Here is a 21,843-nt window from a genome sequence, read left to right on the forward strand (position 1 = left end):
AACAACATACCTCTTTTTAATCGAATCTATAAATATCGGATGGGGTCCTGGCCTCCTTTAAGATGCCCTCTATTTTCTCCACAATATCCGGGTGCTTATCGGCTACGTTGTTGTTCTCCCCGATATCGGAAGGGAGGTGATAAAGCTCCAAGGGGGCATCGGGGTCCTTTTTTACATTGTACTTCACTCCCTTCCACTCTCCCATTCGTACGGCCTGCCGCCCCCCTTTCTCAAAGAACTCCCAATACAGGTAGTCGTGGGTGCGCTGGGCCCCTTCATCGCCCAAAAGCGTGGGCAAGAAGGAAATACCGTCGACCTCATCGGGCACGGTGGCACCGATAAGTTCGCCAACAGTGGGCAGCACGTCCCAGAAGGCGGATATATGGTCCGTTGTGCTCCCCGCCTTTACCCGGCCCGGCCATGTTAGGATCATGGGCACGTGGATGCCTCCCTCGTACAAATCCCTTTTGATCCCTTTAAAGGGTCCGTTGCTATTGAAATACCCGGGGTCCGCCCCACCTTCCTGATGGGGTCCGTTGTCGGAAGTGAACACCATTACGGTGTTCTCCGCAATGCCCAGTTCGTCCAATTTGGCCATGATCTCGCCCACCTGGTCGTCGAGCACGGTCACCATGGCCACAAAGGCCGCGTGCGGGTGTTCCTGCGAGGCGTAGGGGCCCTTCCGATATCGGGGACCATCATCGACGCCCTTATAGGGTTTTTCCGGCCCGAACTTCCCCTTGAACCGATTCATGTAAGCCGTAGGCGCCACCAGTTCGGCATGCGGCAAGATGGAAGGGTAATAGAGAAAAAAAGGACCGTCCTTGTTTTCTTCGATAAACTCAAGGGCCTTTCGGTGGATCAGTTCCGGGGCGTATTGCCCGGTAGACCTTCCTTGGTTTCCTTCCAAGCTTATCTTTTGCCGATCGTCCCACAAATGGTAGGGATAATAGTTATGTGCCAAGGATTGGTTATTGTAGCCATAAAAACGGTCAAAACCTTGGTTGAGGGGATCTCCCTCGGAACCTACCTCGCCCAGCCCCCATTTTCCGAAGGCCCCCGTTACATAGCCGTTTTTCTTTAAAATTTCGGCCAGGGTCACACTTTCCGCAGGCAAGGGCACCTTATTGTTTCCCCTTACGGGCGTATGGCCCGTGTGCTGCCCCGTCATCAATACAGACCGTGAAGGGGCACATACCGTCGACCCCGCATAATGTTGGGTAAAGAGCATGCCCCGTTCGGCGAGTTTATCGATGTTGGGCGTAGCAAACTTATCCTGCCCCAAGCAGCCCAAGTCGCCATAGCCGAGGTCATCGGCCAAAATATAGACAATGTTGGGCCTTTGCCCGTCGAGCTTCCCTTCCTTTTCCTGGGCGGCCCCATAGAGGCACAGCCAAAGCAAGGCTAAACAGACCATTGTTTTTTTCATCATACTTTTCGAGCGTTCCATATATCAATCGAATTGGGTTATTGCGAACAGATCAAAGGGGGGGGGGGCGTCGAAACTCAAGGGGCCTCCAAACTTCTTCTTATCTTTTTGATCACCGGTTGGGCCAGCAAACGATACCCTTCTTTGGTATAGTGCACATCTCCCGGACCGGCGGCATGTTTCCTATGTATTTTTCTTGACAAAGGGTTCAAGCGGTTTACGGCCACCCCGTGTTTCTTCATGATGGCCATGGCCACCTTGTTGTAGGTTACGTCCGAACCAACAAATCGCCCCACTTCGTTTTCGGGTACATAGGTCGTAGTGGCAAAAATCAACCGGGCGCCCGTTTGCTTTAATCGGAGGACCAGCTTTTCAAGGTTGGCCCCATACGCTTCGGGCGTATAGGTAAGCGTCCCGTTTATTTTATCCCTATTCCCCACTTCCTTGGAGTCGGGGTGCCGGTAACACAGGTCCCAGAGGCCCCAATTGAAGTGGATGACGTCCCACTGGGTATCGCCCAGCCACTCGTCCAATTTCTCGAGTCCCGTACCCGTATGTTGGGCATTTCCCTTGTTGTGGACCACCTTGGCACGGTCTTGTAGGGCCTGTTTGACATAGGGGGTATAACCTAGGGATATCGAATCGCCGATAATGAGCACATTGGGCCGGTCATCTTGGTCGAAACCGACCAAAATGGCACATAGCGATATCGTAAGAATAAGGAAGAGTCGTTTTTTCATATGTCATTTTCTTGATACACCACACAACCTGTTTTCGCTTCCAAACGCCCCACACATTTAAAAGCACTACTAAAGTATTCAAATAAACCAAATAAAGAGGCCCCTCCGCCGAGGTGCCCCTTTACAACTAAACTAACTCAAACTATGTGTTTTCATTCTACGTTCAGGTAGGTTCCTTGATCGAAGGTAAACACCTCCGAGGGGGTACGCGCCTCACTGAACAAGGCCTTCATTTCTTCCACGATCTCGGGGTGTTTGTCAGCCACATCGTTCTGTTCGGAAAGATCGGCCCCTAGGTCGTAAAGCTGTATTTTGTTGTTGGATGCGTCAAACACATTGTACTTGACCGCCTTCCAATTGCCTTTTCGAATGGCCTGCCTTCCCCCTTTTTCATGAAACTCCCAATAGAGGTAGTCGTGCTCCCTTTGCCCCACGGTATCGCCCAAAAGTTCGGGCAAAAAGGATATGCCGTCGATTCCCTTGGGAGCATCGATACCTGCGATATCGGAGAATGTAGGAAAGACATCCCAGAAGGCCGATACGTGATCACTTTTCGTACCCGGTTGGATCCTACCCGGCCATTTGGCTATCATCGGAACCCTGATGCCCCCTTCGTATAAATCCCTTTTCGTTCCTCGAAACGGTCCGTTGCTGTCAAAATACTCGGGATCGGCGCCCCCTTCGGTGTGCGGGCCGTTGTCGGAGGTAAAAATGACCATCGTATTGTCGGCGATTCCCAGTTTTTCCAACTTTTCGACGATCTCCCCTACCTGAATATCGAGAAGGTGGACCATTGCGGCGAAGGCCGCGTGGGTTTCTTTCTGTGATTCGTAGGGGCCCGTGCGATACTCGGGGCCGTCGTCAACACCCTCATATTCCTTTTCAGGAAGAAGCTTGCCCCTGTACTTCTCCATGAGCTCTTCCGGGGCCGCCAGCTCGGCATGGGGTATTATGGATGCGACATATAGAAAGAACGGATTGTCTTTGTTCAATTCGATAAACTCCAAGGTCTTCTTATGTATCAGTGCCGGCGCATAGGTTTCCTTCTTTTTCCCTGCATTTCCCTCGAGGACGAGCGAATCTTTGTTGGCCCATAGATGCCTTGGGTAATAGTTATGCCCCAAACGCTGGCAATTGTAGCCAAAGAAGGTGTCGAAGCCCTGGTTGAGGGGATCCCCTTCCGACCCGGGAAAACCGAGTCCCCATTTGCCAAAGGCCCCTGTGGTATAGCCTGCTTCCTTCATGGCCTCGGCCAAGGTAAAGGTATTGTCGGGCATGGGATACTGGCCTTCGGGCATAATTTCCTTGTTTCCCCGTACCACCGTATGCCCGGTATGCATACCGGTCAACAGGGCCGACCTTGAAGGGGCGCATACCGTACTGCCCGAATAGTGCTGGGTAAAAAGCATTCCTTCCTTGGCGAGCTTATCGATATTGGGGGTAGAAAACTTCTCCTGTCCGTATACGCTTAGGTCGCCATAGCCCAGGTCATCGGCCAAGATATAGACGATATTCGGCTTGGTGCCGTTCCGGGTCGTTTCGCTGTCGCCATGGCCGGTATTTTGGGCTTTATCCTTGCACGAAAAAAGAACGGCGGTCAAGGCAAATAAAAAAAGAAAGTGTTTCATAGGCTGCTTAAAGAAAACCACGGGGCCTTTTCCTCGGCCCCACGGCAAATTATTCAATTTTTTAGGATTACCTGTACCCGTTATTGGTCGGGTCCGATTCCAATAGGTTGGGGTTCAGTTCAAGTTGTTGTTGCGGTATGGGCAATAACACGTGATAAGGTTGGATATTGGCCCCGGGGTTGTTCCATGCGCGATGCTGTACCGATTTTACCCTTTCCAATAGTATTCCCCAACGTATCAAATCCATACGGCGGTGGCCTTCGGCACTGAGTTCGAACTTGCGTTCTTCGTACATGGCCTCCCTGAACTGCTCTTGTGACATACCGCTCCACGGCTGGTCGGGTTCAAAGGCGCGTTCCCTGACTTTGTTGACGTAGGCGTAGGCATTGCCGGGCCCGTTCATTTCGTTTTCGGCCTCGGCCGCCATCAGGTATACATCGGCCAAGCGGAAAACGATAAAGTTTTCGGGGTGATTGCCCCGTAAGGAATTCTCTTGATCGAGATTCCAGTTCTTTCTAAAGTACGGAAACGACAATTTCCATCCCAAATATTCGGTTACTATGGTGGCGTCGTACCTCAGGTCGCCCTCCTGCCAATTTTCCCTCAAGGCAAATTCAGGCAGGGGAACCGACCAACCGTAGCCGGTCATATCCTCGTTTCTGGGCCTTAGCACCTGGTTTTGAAAATAATCGACCCGCTGGTAGGTCTGTCCGTTGATCAGGGTATCGCCGTTTCTGTTAAAAGGTTCATCGCGAATACGCGGATTGTAGTCGTCCGTTCTGGTGGTGTTCAAAGGTCCGCCGTAATCGGCTTCAAAATCGACAACAAAAATATGCTCGTCGTTGTATTGGGCACTGGGATCGGATTGATCGAAGACATCGGCATAATTGTCGAGAAGCCGGTGCGGACTTTGATCGATCACGATATCGCATTCCGCCTTCGCCTCGGCCCATTCCCTGTCGAAAAGATGGTATTTGGCCTTTAGGGTGGCCGCCGCCCATTTTGTGGCCCTTCCCAAATCGTTGCCCGAATACGAGCCGGGAAGCAAATCAAAGGCCCTGGCCAGGTCGGCCTTCATGGCACTTCGTATCTCTGCCTTGGGATGCCTGCCGAGTACCGACCTTTCCAAGACGGGCAGGGGTTCGGTATAAAAGGGGACATCGCCCCAAAGATTCGTCAGGTGAAAATAGGCCAAGGCCCTTAAGAACAACAGTTCGCCCAATCGATGGTCGATTACCTCTTGCGAGAGGTTCTCGTTGTTCTCTATATTGAAAATAAACTCGGTGGTGTTATTGACCACACGGTAGAGCTGTATCCATGTTCCGTTGCCGTCGGCCGTGCCTTCTTGGATCAGGTAGTTGTGTATGGATCCGTTGACGTCCCTGTTGGCCGCCTGGATATCGGCCCCACTGGTGTAGTAGTTGTCGAGTCCGCGCTGCCTGTACAGGTTGTTATCGTGATACAATCGGTAAACCCCGTTGACGGCCAGTTCGGCCTCCTTGTCATTGGTAAAGAAGGCGTCGGGCGTAATTTGGTCCCGAAGGTCTTCTTCCAAGAACTCGTCACATGAGCCCAACACGAGAAGGCCCAAGAGCAGTATTAGAAATTTGTTCGTTATTATAGTTTTCATATCGGTTTTTTTAAAATTCTACTTTTACGCCTAGGGTTATGGTTTTCGCATACGGATATTGCCCGGAGGCAAAGCCTTGGGAAACCGAATTCAGACCGCTTCCGGCGGTAAAGTTGTTCACTTCGGGATCGCCCAGTGTAAAGTCGGAAAAAAGTAACAGGTTGGTTCCGGTCACGTAGACGTTCAAAGCGCTGAATACATCGCTGAGTCCGCCCGATTCCAAGGGAACGTTGTAATTTAAGGTCATTGTTTTCAACCTGAGGTACGACCCGTCTTCAATATTCAAACTGCTGTTCGGGTTAAACAGGCTGTTTGATGGTCCGGCCCTAGGGATATCGGAAGTTTCATTTACCCCCGCTTGCCATCGGTCAAGTACGACCGGATCTACATTTTGCTCGCCCCGTCCGAAATAGGCCGTTTGCGTTCTCACGTTAAAGATTTCGGCCCCATAGCTTCCGTGGAAAAACACGTCCAGCGAAAGGTTCTTATAGGTAAAGGTGTTTCTAAAACCTCCGTAAAAATCGGGTATGGGGCTTCCCAGCACCTGAAAATCCTCGTCATTGATGTTCGAATCGCCATTGACATCCTCGTACCTTGGCCCCCCGATAAAGGAACGGCCCTCCCTTCCATCGGCAATGATCTCCTCTGCCGACTTATAGGTGCCCAAGTATCGCGCCCCAACAAAGGTCGGCAAGGCCTCCCCTACGATCAAACGGGCCGAATTCCCGCCTTGGTTTCCGGTAGACTGAAGGGAGATGTACTCTTGGTCGTCGAGCTCCAATATCTCGCTCTTGTTGGAGGATATGCTGATATTGGACTCCCAGGAAAAGTTATCGTTCTGTACGTTAATGGTATTGAGGCCCAGTTCAAATCCCCTGTTTTCCACGGAACCCAAGTTCTGTAACTGGGTAGTTGAGTTGGCCCCCACCTGCCCCGATAAGGCTACCGATAAGAGCAGGTCTTCAGTCGTTTTTTTATAATAATCGGCCTCGAAGGTAATCCTATTGCCCAAGAAGCCCAGTTCCAGTCCGAGATCCAATTGCTTCGTCGTTTCCCAGGTCAGGCCACTACTGGGCACCTTTCCGACAAGCACCCCGTTTACCAAGGAACCGTTAAAGACGGTCGTGGTATTGGCGTAAGTCGAAATGGAATTGTAAGCTTCCACCCCTTGTTCGCCGACAATACCGTAACTGCCCCTTAGTTTAAAGCGGTCGATCACGTCCGAATCGATCATAAAATCCTCTTCGTCGACATTCCATGCCACACCGACCGAGGGGAAGAAGGCATATTTGTTTCCGGTCTCGAACACCGAAGACCCATCGTACCTCCCCACCAAGGTGAGCAAATACTTGCTTTTATAGCCATAGTTGACCCTGCCCAAGAAGGAGGTCAAGGTTCGTTGACCGTAACCCGAACCCACTGTTGCAGTCTCCGAATCGCCCAAGGCCAAGTTGTTAAAAAGCACTACATCGTTCGGAAAGTTTTCGGCCTCGGAAAAGGTACTCTCGTTGTTGTCCTTCTGCCAGGTAAAGCCCCCGAGCAATTTGATCGAATGGTCTTCGAGATCTAAATTGTAATTGAAGGTGTTTTCATTCAATATACTCTTCGAAAAATTGGTGTTGATCCTACCATAGCCACCGTTAACGCGCTCCGGTAAGATCCCGGGGAGGTAATTGTTCTGTTTTACGTAGTTCAACTGTGCCCCGAAGGTAGATTTGAACGAAAGGTTTTTGGCAATCTCGTATTCCACATAGGCATTGGTGATCAATTGGGTAACCAGGTCATGGTCTACGCGCAATTGTATATCGGCTTCCGGATTACGCTCCAAACCTGCGCTAATAGGATTTTCAAAGGAAAAGCTTCCATCCTCAAGGTAAACGGGCCTGATGGGCAATACATTGGCAACGATGCCGCTGTAATCCACTTTGTTGTTTTCTATCTTATAATGGGTCATATTGGCCCGGATACCGGCCTTGAAGCGGTCCGACACCTTGACATCCAAATTGGTCCGGAAATTTACCCGTTCCAAACCGGACCCTCTCAACAGCCCCTTCTGGTTAAAGTAGTTGGCCGAAATAAAGTAGTTGGCGTTTTCCGAATTACCGGTAATGGAAACATCGGTATTGGAAATGGCACCCGGCTGCTCCACCAAATCCAACCAATCGGTCGTAGTGGTGTTTTCGGGATCTAATACCAGGGGCAACGAAGTGTCGGTATACCCAAAACCATCGGGTCCGGGCACAAACTGGTACGACTCGTTTTTATAATCGATAAAATCCTGCCCCCCAAGAATATCGATCCGATTGGCCGTTTCCTGTAGACTGTAATAATGGTTGATCGTAACAACGGGTTTACCGGGGGCCATGCCCCTACCGTTCTTGGTCGTGATCAGAATAACCCCCGACGCCCCACGGGTACCGTAAATGGACAGGGCGGTGGCATCCTTTAATATTTCAATCGACTCGATATCGTTTACGTTGATCGTATTGAGGTTAAAGCCCGTACCGGCAATGAACCCATCGACAACGTAGAGCGGGTCGTTGTTTCCGTTGATCGAACTGTTGCCCCGAATACGAATAGTGGCGCCCGCACCCGGTGTACCGCTGTTCGACGTGACCTCAACGCCCGTGGCACGGCCTTGAAGGGCCTGGTCTACCCTTGCCACCGGTTGGTTCTCAAGCACATCCGATTTTACCGAGGCCACCGAAGACACCAGGTCTTTCTTACTGGAAGTACCGTAGCCGATGACCACCACTTCTTCCAACAGTGCAACGTCTTCGGCCATGACCACGTTTATAGTGGTGCGACCGGACACCTGCACACTTTGGGTCACAAAGCCCAAATAACTAAACTCCAAGGCGGCCCCTTCCGGAGCCTCGATAGCATATTTTCCATCAAAATCGGCTACGGTTCCCACCGTGCTTCCCTTAACCAATACGTTCACGCCCGGGAGCGGTTGACCCGACTCGTCCGTAATGGTTCCCGTCACATTTTGCTGTGCCTGAAGCGATACCGTGCCCAGAAACAGCAATAGCAATAACATTCTTTTTAAAGTCATAATAATAGTTGATGTTGGTTAAATTTATTGGCCTTAGGTGTTGAGCTGCCTAAGGCTTGGCGTAAATATAGGGGGCAGACCCGCCCCAAGCGTCTCATATGGGTGCACAAATGTTGCGCACGGCGCTTTTACTCCCGTTTAACCTCCTATTTGCAACATTTATACCCTATATTTAAATCGTATAAAGATGATCGATACACCCAAAAAGGGGATGTATAAGCCCAAAATGGGGTTCCAAAACCTTTGAGCCTGAGCGAAAAAGGTTGGTAGCCCTGCCTTTGGTCAGTAAAGAATTGCCACAACCAAGCCAACCCTTATGAAGCTGATAACCCCGTTATTGATACTGCTGTTTCTTTGGAGTCCGTCCCAGGCCCAGGATACCAATGCCTATTTCCATTCGCTACATATCGCCGATAGCCGGTTCAATAAAAAAACAAATGTGATCTACGAAGACCATTTGGGCTATTTATGGCTAGGTACCGATAGTGGCCTATACCGATACGACGGCCATTCGCTGGTAGAAAACCAATACGATGTTTTTGATGACACGTCGATACCCAATAACAGTATCAACTCGGTGGTCGAAGACGACCATGGCAACCTGTGGATAGGGAGCGAAAGTTATCTTATAAGGTACGATCGTGCGGCCAATAGCTTTAAAGGCTTTTACAAGAACAACAGGACCACCGTTCTGGGGAAGTCAAAAGACGGTACGGTCTGGGCCAACCTTCGCAATACGGGCATAGTGAGAATCCTGCCCCATAACGAACTGGCAAAGGTCGAGTTCAAGACCGAATTGAACTATCGGCAAAAAGGCGCAATATGGGATCCCGAAAAGAAGGTAAACGATTTTTGCGAAGACCTTTTTGGCCGAAGTTGGTTCGCCACTCCCAAGGGTATTTTGGCCCTTGACCCCCAACACATGCTGGTCGATACGGGCTTCGCCATGAACACCTTCTTTCTTCGACACGCCGAAAACAACACCCTATTGGCCGCTACCGACAAGGGGCTGTATCTTCTTGAGTACTCCAAAAGCGCCCCTATCCTAAAAATCATCGATAAGATAGACGGCTTTGGCGCAAGCGACCAAGGCCCCACCACTTTCACTTCCCTATCCATCGACAGAAATTCCAATACCGTATGGGCCAGCACCCAATCGGGCCTGTACAAGGGAGAAAAAACCAACTCCTCCTACGCCTTTACCCATGTGGGCGACAGCCGAAAACACGATAACACCCCCTACGAAAACCAAATCAATGCCTCTATAGTGGATCGGTACAACAACCTCTGGGTAGCGACCAATAAAGGGGTCAAAAAACACAGCGACAGAAATTCAATTTTCGAGTACACGGTTATCGACGACAAATTCAATAACCACTTTACCCAAAACCTTTTGCTCACCCCAGAAAACGACCTCCTCGCAACCATCGACCGTAAAGGCCTTTACCGCTATAATACGGAGACCAAGAGCGCACAGCAGCTATTGCCAAGCGATGAAGGGTACAGCTTGGTAAAAACGGATTTTACACAAAGGCAGCTACTGTATGCCACGGGAAAGCACCTTTTGATCTCAAAAAACTATCGCCAGGGAGCCGCACAGGTTCAATTCGACACCTTGGGCACATTCAACTACACCATTCGCGACATCGTTACGCCCAACAGCCATGAAATATGGTTGGGCCTATGGGGCGGAGGCATCAAGGTCGTCTCTCCCGAAGGGACCATGGACTACTTTAGGCGAAAGGTGGTTTCGGTGCTTTCGGGGAAAAACGTTTCGGTGATGCATCTCGACCAAAAACAAAACCTATGGATCGGCACCCGTGGTGACGGACTCTTTAAGGTCAACCTGATCAAGGAAGACATAAAGGTGTTCAGCCCCACATCGGACAACGGCCTGAGCTCCAATGCCATTCTATGCCTCGTCGAAGATGGAAAAAGCAATATTTGGATCGGCACAAGGGGCGGTGGACTGAATTTTTACCATGCGGAACATGAAACCATAAAAAGTTACAGCAAGAACAAAGGCCTACTATCGACGACCATCGCCAGTATCGCCAAAGATGCTTCGGGCAACCTATGGTTGAGCACGAGGGACGGCATTTCGCTATTCGATACCAAGGAAGAAAAATTTGTAAACTTCGGAATCGAAGACGGGGTTACCGAAAGTCATTTTATGTTCAACTCCCATGCGGTCGCCCCCAATGGAAAAATCTATTTTGGATGCCCGGGCGGTTTCTTTTCGGTAAATCCACAAAACTACAAAAAGACCTCTTTGGTACCCACTACGATAATTACCAGTTACACTATTTTTGAAGACTTTAACCAAGCGAACAGGGCCGACGGTGAATTCGGCTCGAAAAAATACCTGAACACCACGGGCAGCCTCCAACTAAAACACAACAGGAACAACATTGCCTTTGAATTTTCGACTTTGGACTTTACGGCCCCCAATAAAAATGAATTCGCGTACATGCTCGAGGGCATAAACGATTTTTGGCATTACACCAAGGCCTCGAACCGAAACGCGAATTACAACGACCTGCCCCCCGGCGACTACACCTTCAAAGTAAAAAGTACAAACAGCGACGGGATTTGGAACGACCGGCCGGCCACGTTCAAATTTACCATTACCCCGCCCTTTTACAAGAGCAACTTGGCCTATGTGATCTATTTTTTGCTCTTGACCACCTGCGTCTACATTACGTGGATGCTCGTGCGGCGATGGTACAAGCTAAAAAAGAAGTTGGTGGCCGAAACCGTCAGCCGCGAAAAGGACAATGAGATCAACCGCATGAAAATGGTGTTTTTTACCGATATATCGCACGAACTTCGCACCCCCTTGGCCCTCATACTCGGCACCATAGAAAAGGTGGTGAAGGACAAAAAGTTTACCTTAAGCCCCGTTACCTCGCAAAGGATTTACAACAATAGCCTGCGCATGCACCGTCTGATCAATCAATTGATGGATATCCGAAAGTTTGACGAGGGGAAGTTTAAGCTCCAAATTTCAAAAAACGACATTGTAAAGGATATCGAGATCATTAAAAATGCCTTCAACGATTTTGCCAAAATCAATGAAATCGACTACCAATTTACTGTCGAAGAAGGCAAGATCGTCGGTTGGTACGATGTAGACATTCTTGAAAAAATACTTTTCAACCTGCTGTCCAATGCCTTTAAGTACACCCCAAAAAAAGGAAGGATCAAAGTTTCCTTGGGGCTGGCCCCAAAGCGAGAAACCCATGGTCTTGACAAGCAATCGGGCAATTGTACCTATGTTAAGTGCAGTGTACGCGACAATGGCATAGGCATTCCGCCAAAAGACCTTCCCCGTATTTTCGATCGCTACTACCAAGCCACCAAAAAATACAGCAACCAAATACCGGGAACCGGTATAGGAATGGAACTCGTCCAGAAACTGACCGAACGGCATTACGGAAAGATCGAGGTAAAAAGCGAAGAGAATATCTTTACCGAGTTTACCTTTTACCTGCCAATAAGTAAGAACAGGTACCACAAAAAGGAGCGGATTAACAAAGGCACCCCGCTGACCAAGAACTTTATCAAGAACTCCGAGTTTCAGGTAATGAAGGAGATTACCTCGGAACTGGAAAGTCCATCGACCACACACCTCCCTAGCAAACCGGTGGTTTTACTGGTCGAGGACAACGACGATCTAAGAACCATGGTAAAGGAAGAGCTTACATCCGACTTTCATATCATCGAGGCGCGCAACGGACAGGAAGGCTACACCAAATGTATCGAAGAAAGGCCCGACCTGGTTATTTGCGATATTCTCATGCCCATCGAAGATGGTATGTCGCTGCTGCGCAGGCTAAGGAACACTGCCGAAACCAAGGCCATCCCCATTTTTATGTTGACGGCAAAGAATGCCGAGGACACCAAAATCGAATGCCTTAGCCTGGGGGCCGACGACTATATCGAAAAGCCTTTCAGCCTGGAGTTTTTAAAGTGGAAGGTAATCAACACCTTCAAGTCGCGCAAGGAGCTCAAAGACAGGTATAGCAAAATAATCACTCCTGAGCCCAGTGCGGTAAAGGTCGACTCCAACGACGAAAAATTCATCAGAAAACTGATCTGTATCATCGAGGAGCATATTGACGACAAGGCCTTGAATGTCGAATTCCTGGCCAGCGAGGTGGGAATGAGCCGGGCCAACCTCTACCGAAAACTACAGGCCATAAACAACGACACCCCGGTAAACTTTATCAAGGACATTCGCCTCAAACGTGCGTCACAACTGTTAAGGTCGACCAAATTGTACATTTCGGAAGTAGCCTATATGACAGGCTTCAGCAACCAAAAGTATTTCAGCAAATGTTTCAGCAAGAAATACGGCCTAAGCCCCTCGGAGTATGTCAAGCGCTACTTTGGCCATAAGGCCGAGACCGTGGAGGCGAGTGCTTAAAAGGCCGTTTATGACCTTTTCGCAACATTCAGCCCCCCTTTGCGATTCGTAAGGCCCCTTATAATTGTGCAAGATCACCATAGTTTTATTCGAGTCAAAAACGATAATGATGCAACACCCTATAAAAGCCCCATCCCCAAAAATTGTTCGAACGGCCGTCCTCCTTCCCCTGCTCCTGTCATGCATATCGGTTTTTACTTCATGTCGGGGGAACAAAGAAAAACCTAGGGATAAAAAGCCGAACATCGTCCTGATAAATATCGATGACCTGGGCTATAAGGACCTTGGCTTTATGGGCAGTACCTATTACGAAACACCCCATTTGGACGCCTTGGCGAAGGAAGGGATGGTCTTTTTACGGGCCTATGCCGGCGCCTCCAACTGTGCGCCCAGTAGGGCCTGCCTCCTATCGGGACTCAATACGCCCAGGCACGGTGTATATACCGTCAGTCCATCCGATCGCGGGAATGCAAAAACCCGTAAGCTCATTCCGATCAAAAACACGCCCCACCTCAACGACACCCTTTACACCCTGCCCCAAATGCTCAAGTCGGCCGGCTATGTCACGGGAAGTTTCGGCAAATGGCATGTAGGCCATGACCCCAAGCCCCAGGGCATCGACGTCAATGTAGGCGGGAGTTCCAAAGGGAATCCGGGCAGGAACGGCTACTTTTCCCCTTACAACATCGATAACATTACGGATGGAAAAAGGGGGGAATACCTGACCGATAGGCTTACCCAAGAGGCCCTATCCTTTATAGAGACCCACAAAGACACTACGTTTTTTCTCTACATGCCCTATTATACCGTGCATACCCCTATCATGGGAAAAAAGGAGCTTGTGGAAAGGTTTAGGGGCAAAAAAGGGGAAAAGGGCCAGAACAGACCGGATTATGCCGCCATGGTATATGCCATGGACCAAAATGTAGGTAGGCTCATGCACGCCCTAAGGCAATACGGCCTGGAAGAGAACACCTTGGTCATATTCACTTCAGACAACGGCGGTATCAGGGCCATTTCGGGGCAAGACCCCCTAAGGGCGGGTAAAGGATCCTATTATGAAGGGGGCATTCGGGTACCCCTAGTTATCAAGTGGCCCAAAAAGATCGAACCGCAATCGGTCTGTTCCGTCCCGGTAAGCAACCTCGACTTTTACCCTACCCTACAACATATCGCACAACCTCGAAAAAAGGCGGATTTTCTCGATGGCGTAGACCTGGCACCCCTGTTCACGACGGGATCGATAGCCGACCGTGAACTGTATTTTCATTTCCCCATTTATCTACAGCAGTACGATGGGATCAAGGACCAAGGGCGTGACCCGCTCTTTAGGACACGTCCGGGGTCGGTGATCATCTCCGGGCATTGGAAGCTTCACGAATACTTTGAAGACGGGGCCCTCGAACTATACGACCTAAGCGAGGATATTGGCGAAACCAGCAACCTGGCCCAAGAAAACCCTGAAAAAACGAAGGAACTTTACGAAAAACTAAAAAAATGGCGTGCCCGTACCCAAGCCCCGGTACCAACGGAACCGAACAGTGCCTATGACGCCGACTTCAGGCCTTACCCTTAACGGGCGTCCAGGGTTTTACTTTCCCTTCCCGGGCAAGTCCTTACCTCCTTCGCCATTCCTTGGTCCATCCCTACCAAAAAACCTTGGCAAAACTTTAAAAACCAGCCCTTCCCTCCCCATCGGGGCCACGTTTCACCTATGGATCTCGGGCATTCGCTGAAAACCCGCCTCCATTGGCTTAAAATGCCCATTCCGTATAAAGGCATTGCCCATCTTTGCTACCAGAAAACGGAATGTTTACGATATGGCATTTCCGTTTACCATTAAAAACATAAACACAATAAAGATGACGACAAAAGCAATTTTATTAGGTATTTCGGCCAGCGCATTATTTGCACTTTCAAGCAACGCCCAATCGGACCATAGAAACCAAGAGCCCCCTTCCGTTGACGAGATCTTCGAAAAAATGGACAAGGATGAGGACGGCCTTCTTTCCGAAAAGGAAGTTGAAGGTCCACTGAAGGACATGTTCTCCAAAATCGACTCCGATGAAGACGGCTTTCTTTCCAAGGAAGAGGTAGAAAAGGCCCCAAAACCTTCGGGCAAGCGTCCTAAGAGACAATAGGGACTTATTCACTCGTTCAGTTTAGGGGGAACACCGTGAAAAAAAACTCGTTTCTTGCCTGTTGATCGTATTGACGGCCAAAGTGCCTACGCCCTCCCCCCTATTGACCTCGTATTTTCTCGAGGTCAAGGGCGTATTGGGTACAGTGAACATCGGCCTAAACCGGCCCGGTTTTCACGAGGCCCTGACCAAGCACTACCTGGCCGTCGATTACGTTAGAGACAATTGTTTTCTTAACAATCAACGGCAACGGGGCTGTCCTTTTGAAAGGCGGACCGATACCGGGCAACCATCAAACGGACTCAAGGTTATTACTTCCGAACTCCCGGAAAGTTTCGACAACTTAGTCCTCCCATAAATGCCTTCAAGGAAAACGACGAACACAGCACCCCGTATCTTTCGGAAATAGGCCAAGGGTAGCACAAAAAGCGGATTGCCTTAGCAAATTCCTATGGTTTTTTAGGGCGGTGCCCCTTTTTCCTGTCGATAGATATCAGTGTCTGCATCGAAGAACAGAATTTAAATCGCTTTGGCAATGGCTATGACCGTACCCTGAAATTGGAACAATAGATATGAAGGTATTTCGAAAAATAAGACGAAAATTATTGGATGCCGGAAAGTTGAAGAACTATCTGGCATACGCCCTTGGTGAAATATTGCTGATCGTTATCGGTATACTGATTGCCTGGAAAATAAATGATTTAAACGAGATCCGAAAAAATAAAATCGTCGAGCTTAAAATCTACGACAGCCTCTACGAAGAATTGAACCTTAATTTAGTAACCCTGAACAGTAGTATCGAACACTATTCGGACGATATCGAGAGGCTTGAGGCTACCATCAATTACGTGGGACTGGCGCCCGACGAAATCACCCTAGGAGCCAAAGATACGATTGCCCTCTTGAACTTTAAGGAGGTAAACCTGCTCGATGGGGCCTTGAATTCGGTTATCAGCACCACCAAATTGGAAATGATCGAAAGCGATTCCCTAAAAAAACTGATCACCAATTACCCTACCGAGTTGGGGGAATTTGAGATGGAGGTAGCTGAAATCAAGGAAATAGTGGACAACAACATAAAACCGGTTTTGGAAGAACACCTTTCGCTAAGCGATATTCTGCCCAAGGACGACCCGAAGTACTACACTATCAAAAATTTTGGGGCCGAATCAAATTATTACAAACTGTTACAGGACAAGGAATATCAAAACAGTGTTATTTCGAGGTTGATACATACCGAAAAGCTTTTGACCCTGGCCAAGAAATTAAGGAGCAGAACGCAAGTCATTGCCATCAAACTAAGCCATGAACTGGGCTATCCCGTAAATAGTTGACCTTATAGGGCAATCCGGTTCCTTTCGCTATCTATGCCTCCCGTTTTTTCAAAATCTATGTTAGCAAACGACGTTTCGCGGGATAGCGCCAAAGTCCCTTAAAGTTCCGACTCCATCTGCCTAAAGGCCCTCCCCTTGCCCCCTATCCCCGGCCAAACCTCCTGTCCATAGACCAAGCGGCCCTGTATAAGGAAACCTGCGTGTACATAAGGAAATTATAAACTAACTTTACGCCCGTTCAGGCCATGCCGACCTGATAAGGCAAGCCGGTTTTCAGAACTCAAGTGTGAAGGAAAATTTAAGGTATTTCTACGGACTGCTAGGACAAACCCTAGTATTTTGGGCAACGGCCATGGGCCTTTTTGCCCTTTTTAGGTTTTATGGCCTGACCCATATCGAATCGATTCGCATGGCGGACGACATAGCCCATTTATCGATGGGGGAAATAATGGGTTATTATATCCTTACCGGCCTTTCCTTGGGGCTGCTCTATGCCCTCGTCGAATTTGCATTCGAAAAATACAGCTCAAAGCGACTGGCCATCGGTCCTTCGATAGCCATAAGGACCATTACCTACTTTCTTTCGACAATTGCCGTCTTTACCCTGCTCGTCGGATTGATTTCCGACTTAAGCGGAATCAACATCGATAATGGAAAGGGCTGGTGGCTCAAAAACAGAATCCTACACGCCACCCTTTTGTATATTTTTATTGCTTCCCTCGTTTTTTCCTTTTTAAAAATAGCCCGGGAAAAATTTGGCAGGGGGCTTTTTATAAAAATGCTGTTGGGCACCTACAAAAAACCCAAGGAGGAAAAGCGCATTTTTATGTTTTTAGACCTCAAGGACTCCACGGCAATAGCCGAAAAATTGGGACACCTGAAATACAGTCAGTTCATTCAAGACTTTTTTTACGACCTCAACGAGGTGGTACCCCGGTTCGATGCCGAAATTTATCAATATGTAGGAGACGAAGCGGTCCTATCGTGGTCTTATAACAAAGGAGTGGCCAAAGCCAACTGCGTCAAGGTCTTTTTTGCCTTTGAACACCACATAAAAAAGAGGGGCGCCTACTACAGGGAAAGGTACGGCCTAATACCCAGGTTCAAAGCGGGCCTACACGGAGGTTTTCTAATGGTGGCGGAAGTGGGAAGCGTAAAAAAGGAACTGGCCTACCACGGCGATGTGATCAATACCGCTGCCCGCATCCAGGAGGAATGCAACAACCACAAGGCCTCCCTTTTAATTTCCGAAACGCTTTTAAACGAACTGGACCTCGGTTCGACATATTTGCCCACTTCCTTGGGAAGCATCCTGCTCAAGGGAAAGCACAGTGAGATCAACGTTTATACCATTGAGGAAAACCGATAGCCCCTGGTTTCCATCCCGGTCAAATCCCCAGACAATAAGGGTTATCTCCGGTCCTTCGATTATTGGTATGCAACCACCACATCGCCTACATAAAATTTACCTTGTCTTTGTTCGACAGGACTCCCGGCAGGAATCTCCACAATCAAGTTGGCTTCTTTTGGGGGAATGGCGATACTACTATCGTTATCGACTCCTTTGGCTATTACCCGGTGCCGTATAGCATCGTACAAGTCGACCTTACCTTCACTTTTGCTTACGTATTTCACTGTTTTACCCTCTTCATGCGGGTTATAGAGCAAAAAAGTGGGAAAGGATTCCTTCCTGTAAAAATCCGTGGCCAAACAATCCAACTTCAATATTCCCGGCACATTGGTTTTTTCTATTATGGCCCCGGCTATTCCAACATGGCCGCTACCATATACGCTGAATTGCGAAACCTCGGGATTGTCGGGTGTCCAATGCGGCCCATCGCCAATGGCTATGGGAGCTTGGAGATGGGAGTACCCTTCGAGATGGGCCTTTTTGATCAAGCCTTCGTAGGCTATCACGCCCTTTGTGACCTCCTTTTTATCGGGCAAGGTCTGATGCTCATCGGCCATCTCATAGGGGTAGAAAAACTTAGAGGCGTTGGCGGCATTCAACATCCATTTTCCGATTGCGGTGGCATACCTAGGGTCGTACCTGACCAATGGCACCAAGGGCCACATGGTGTCGTAGGTATTCATCAAAAAGGCAAATCCGCCGTGATCAATGGTACTGCCCACCAATCCTGAAACATCGTACCCGTTCCAATTGTCCAATAGTACGCCCCAACCTTCGCGACATACCGATGTACCGTTAAAGGTCCAATCCAGAATTTTATGGTAATCGTAGGAGGTGCCCTCTTCGGCGTTCAATCGGGCTGCCACATAGGCGCCGAAAGGCATAAGTATTTCGTAAAAACGGTTTTCCTTTTGGGAAAGAAGCGCCTCTATGGAAGACTTTGCCGCCTTTAGATATTTCAAATCGCCAAACCTCTGATAGGCCGCATATAAAACATAAGCATGGCCCGCGGCGGCATCTTCTTGGTGGCAAATCCAATTGTCCTTGGCTTCCAACGCCCCATAATCAAAAAACGTATGGTGGTAATTTCCGGCCAATACCGAATCGGCCTTTTGAAAACGGTCGGCAACGGAACGTTGAATATACTCAAAGTCGGGTTGGTCTGGGTAAAAATTGGCCACGCCGTAGAAAAGAAGGTTCGGGTACACATCGTACCACCAATCCCTTCCATAACCACCTCCCAACAAGGCCACTTCAGGACAGGTATTGTTCATTACGATGTCCCACCCCGTTTCGGAGTTAAAATAGTTCTTCAACATGCCCACGTAATTCTCGCCATTCTGGTCTGATTTATCGAGGCCCACCAAAGAGGCCCCAAGAACCGAACTAATGGTGTTCAACGATTCGTGAAACATCCCCTGGTGCTTGTCGGGGCCCTGTCTCGTATCTCCCAATGCCGTATAAATGCCAAAGGTTTCCTGGTCAAAGTTTTTCTTTGTCCCGTCCTTCCATATCAAGGGCCAATACTCCCCGGTCTGGGAACCGTCGTATACAATACTGTCATAGGCCAGGGCCAACTCCTTAAAATCCAAAATCTTAAAGGGTTCGGGCATAAAGGGCATACTATCGACACGGCCGATGTTCTTTTGGACCACGGGCGGGGTTTGTGTTTTTTCCTTTTTTTGGCAACCGGCCAACAGCACTAAAGCGGTGCCCAAAACTGCACACTTATTCCATTTCATGTTCTAATTCTTTTTGTTGTTTCAAAAGTTGTTTGGCTATTTTTATTGAAAGTAACTGTAATGTCCCAATAATCAAAAGAGCATATCTGAGGGCTATTTCAGTACTGCCCAGGTATGCCAGTCCCAAAAAGGTCATGGCTCCCAAAAATCGTCCGACATACAAACCGAATTCGTGGTTGAGTATGTAGGCAAATTCATTTCTTTCCTCAAATTTGGACAAAACATCTATCAATTTCAATTGTATCGGAAAATAGGCAATATCGAGTACAGGCCTCGCAATCAACAAAAAAAACATAAAGAGAATGACTCCCGTAGTACTGAACAACATCCCATTAAACAGTGCTGCAAGAAAAAAACAGATCAGCCCTATACTAAAAATGGCCAATCGATGTTTCGGCTTGGAATATTTTCCCAGAAGGAGCATAACAAAGGCCGCTACCAAGGCCCCGATGGACTGTGCCGTTCCCAGTGCGCCCTCAGAGTCGAAAAAGGTCATCATCAACATGGCCGGAGCGGTGACAATAAACCCTTGGGCCAGGCCCTTGAGGAACGATAGTTGGATCATTTTTTTCCAGGCCTTGTGAAATTTGAAGTAGAGAAATTTTTCGCTCTTGGGCTTTTCATAGGTTCCCATGTGAAAGATTACCGATGCCACAATAGTAACGATAAAGACAATTATCGTTACCGTCTGATATCTTAGGTTGATCCCTTCCATGGCCGGTGATTGGCCATTTACAAGGTACCATCCTACAATTATCGGAACCAGAACACCTGTTACCGTATAAAAAAAGGTATCCAATCCGTAGTAAAAATTACGGGTCCTGTCCGTAGTAGTGGTCAACACCAAATAATCCCTATTTGACCAGTAGAGTCCAAAAGACATTCCCATGATCAGGCCGGCCACCGTTAACCCAATGTAGCTAATTTCATCCAAAGACATCATAACAACCATAGAGACCCCGCTCAATAGCATGCCCAATGAAAAAAGCTTTTTAATGTTTACCAGGTTCAGTAGATATCCATTTACCAAAAAGGTCAAGGGAATACCCGAATAAATGGCCAATTGATATAACATTACCTTGGCGGGATCGTTGGAGTTTCTCATAATATAAGATGCCACAAAAATATCGACCACTGGCAATACAAAGGCATAAACGAGATTGGTAATAATAAGTACCTTGGCACTTTTAGAGAAATCTCCCCACCCTACTCCATGTGATTTTTTCATTGGTTTTAATCTAAGGTTTTCAAAATTTCCGAAATAGATAGTGTCGCCAGGGCCACATGCTCATCCGATGCACCGTAGTACATGTAAATATCGTCTCCATTTACCACATGCCCGTTCGTAAAGATGACCTCGCCAAAAAAACCGACTTTTTCGTACGGTTCCTCGGGTTCCATGATAGGAAATTCTGAACGCGAAACCACTTTGGAAGGATCGTCAAGATCCAATAACAAGGCCCCTAAACAATACCTGTGCCCATAATCGGCTCCGTGATAAATGGCAAGCCACCCCCGCTCCGTCTTTATCGGTGCAGCACCGGCCCCAAGCCTAGCGCTGTCGAACCGATCGGGGCGCGTACGGGCAATGCACTTATGGTTGCCCCAATGTATACCATCCATAGACTCGGCAATCCACATATAATTGCCTCCCAATTCCGGACTGCTAGGGCGATGAAAGGCATAAAAGCGCCCGTTTACAGTCTCTTCAAAAATGGCACAGTCTTTATTATGCGGACTAAAAACCATACCGTGCGATTTGAAAGTTTTCCAGTCCGTTGTTGTTTTTAAACCCACGCCTACCCCATTGGAAGAAACCATGGTATAGGTAAGGTAATAGGTATCCTTGATCTGCGACACCCTACAATCTTCAATACCATAGGTTTCATATGCTCCTTGACCGAATATTGGGGGAAACTCCTCGGACTCCTCAAAAGTGAACCCGTCGGCACTGAACAATATTCTAAGGTGGGAAATAGTGGTTAGATACTGTTTTCCGTCATAACTAATCACCCTCGCATCAGAATTGTCGAGTTTTGGATCCCCAAGGGAAAAATCCAATATTTTTAATTCGCCCTTTTCGTCGTATATGGGCACTGATACCATTCCTTCCTTTTGCTGGGTACGCTCCGCTACCCTTAAGACAATGCCTGTTTTTCCCTTGTATTTAAATGCCCCGGGGTTGAGCAAACATTCGATTACCATACCGGGTCGACTCGGTTTGAGGTCTTTTGGGGACAATAGGGGGTTCTGCCCATGTCGGGCCACTATCTTTTTCATGAATTTAAATCTTAATGTGTT

Annotated in this window: 14 protein-coding genes; 6 read left to right on the forward strand and 8 right to left on the reverse strand. The window is 48.4% G+C overall.

What is annotated here, in order from left to right; genetic code table 11:
- Window positions 1–16: 16 nt before the first annotated feature.
- The 5 genes from BUB37_RS08870 to BUB37_RS08890 all read right to left on the reverse strand — a co-directional run bounded on the left by BUB37_RS08870 (window position 17) and on the right by BUB37_RS08890 (window position 8,485).
- A complete protein-coding gene (locus tag BUB37_RS08870) occupies window positions 17–1,432 on the reverse strand; it encodes an arylsulfatase (protein WP_072992781.1) in 1,416 nt (471 codons plus the stop codon).
- Window positions 1,433–1,506: 74 nt separating this feature from the next.
- Window positions 1,507–2,169, reverse strand: a complete 663-nt coding sequence (locus tag BUB37_RS08875; protein ID WP_072991945.1) for an SGNH/GDSL hydrolase family protein — start codon at window positions 2,167–2,169, stop codon at window positions 1,507–1,509.
- A 152-nt stretch (window positions 2,170–2,321) separates the two neighbouring features.
- Window positions 2,322–3,797: an arylsulfatase gene (locus BUB37_RS08880; protein WP_072991948.1), complete on the reverse strand. Its 1,476-nt coding sequence runs from the start codon at window positions 3,795–3,797 to the stop codon at window positions 2,322–2,324.
- Between the two features lie 67 nt (window positions 3,798–3,864).
- Entirely contained in the window at window positions 3,865–5,427 is a 1,563-nt protein-coding gene (locus BUB37_RS08885; RefSeq protein ID WP_072991952.1) for a RagB/SusD family nutrient uptake outer membrane protein, read from the reverse strand.
- 10 nt (window positions 5,428–5,437) lie between these two features.
- On the reverse strand, window positions 5,438–8,485 hold the full coding sequence (locus BUB37_RS08890) for a SusC/RagA family TonB-linked outer membrane protein (RefSeq protein WP_094766623.1): 3,048 nt from the start codon (window positions 8,483–8,485) through the stop codon (window positions 5,438–5,440).
- Between the two features lie 316 nt (window positions 8,486–8,801).
- Between BUB37_RS08890 and BUB37_RS08895 the strand changes: the two genes are divergently transcribed.
- From BUB37_RS08895 to BUB37_RS08925, 6 genes are all read left to right on the forward strand, one after another.
- Window positions 8,802–12,914 (forward strand): hybrid sensor histidine kinase/response regulator transcription factor, encoded by a 4,113-nt coding sequence (locus BUB37_RS08895; RefSeq protein ID WP_072991958.1) that lies wholly within the window; start codon window positions 8,802–8,804, stop codon window positions 12,912–12,914.
- 109 nt (window positions 12,915–13,023) lie between these two features.
- Window positions 13,024–14,490: a sulfatase gene (locus tag BUB37_RS08900; protein ID WP_072992783.1), complete on the forward strand. Its 1,467-nt coding sequence runs from the start codon at window positions 13,024–13,026 to the stop codon at window positions 14,488–14,490.
- Window positions 14,491–14,776: 286 nt separating this feature from the next.
- Window positions 14,777–15,055, forward strand: a complete 279-nt coding sequence (locus BUB37_RS08910; protein WP_072992786.1) for an EF-hand domain-containing protein — start codon at window positions 14,777–14,779, stop codon at window positions 15,053–15,055.
- Between the two features lie 61 nt (window positions 15,056–15,116).
- Window positions 15,117–15,413, forward strand: a complete 297-nt coding sequence (locus tag BUB37_RS08915; RefSeq protein WP_072991967.1) for a hypothetical protein — start codon at window positions 15,117–15,119, stop codon at window positions 15,411–15,413.
- 214 nt (window positions 15,414–15,627) lie between these two features.
- Window positions 15,628–16,389 (forward strand): hypothetical protein, encoded by a 762-nt coding sequence (locus BUB37_RS08920; protein ID WP_072991970.1) that lies wholly within the window; start codon window positions 15,628–15,630, stop codon window positions 16,387–16,389.
- A gap of 286 nt (window positions 16,390–16,675) precedes the next feature.
- The gene (locus BUB37_RS08925) at window positions 16,676–17,758 is read left to right on the forward strand and encodes an adenylate/guanylate cyclase domain-containing protein (RefSeq protein WP_072991973.1); all 1,083 of its coding nucleotides are present in this window, start codon (window positions 16,676–16,678) and stop codon (window positions 17,756–17,758) included.
- Between the two features lie 59 nt (window positions 17,759–17,817).
- Here BUB37_RS08925 and BUB37_RS08930 read toward each other — a convergent pair whose 3' ends face one another.
- From BUB37_RS08930 to BUB37_RS08940, 3 genes are read right to left on the reverse strand one after another with little or no spacing between them, the layout of a single operon-like run.
- Complete coding sequence (locus BUB37_RS08930) at window positions 17,818–19,542, reverse strand: hypothetical protein (protein ID WP_244526775.1); 1,725 nt, start codon at window positions 19,540–19,542, stop codon at window positions 17,818–17,820.
- Complete coding sequence (locus tag BUB37_RS08935; protein WP_072991976.1) at window positions 19,529–20,770, reverse strand: MFS transporter; 1,242 nt, start codon at window positions 20,768–20,770, stop codon at window positions 19,529–19,531. The genes BUB37_RS08930 and BUB37_RS08935 overlap by 14 nt, the downstream gene beginning before the upstream one ends.
- Before the next feature lie 5 nt (window positions 20,771–20,775).
- Window positions 20,776–21,822, reverse strand: coding sequence for a glycoside hydrolase family 130 protein (locus BUB37_RS08940; protein ID WP_072991980.1), 1,047 nt, complete (start codon window positions 21,820–21,822; stop codon window positions 20,776–20,778).
- Between the last annotated feature and the right edge of the window lie 21 nt (window positions 21,823–21,843).

The organism is Pseudozobellia thermophila, from assembly GCF_900141855.1.
GTDB lineage: Bacteria > Bacteroidota > Bacteroidia > Flavobacteriales > Flavobacteriaceae > Pseudozobellia > Pseudozobellia thermophila.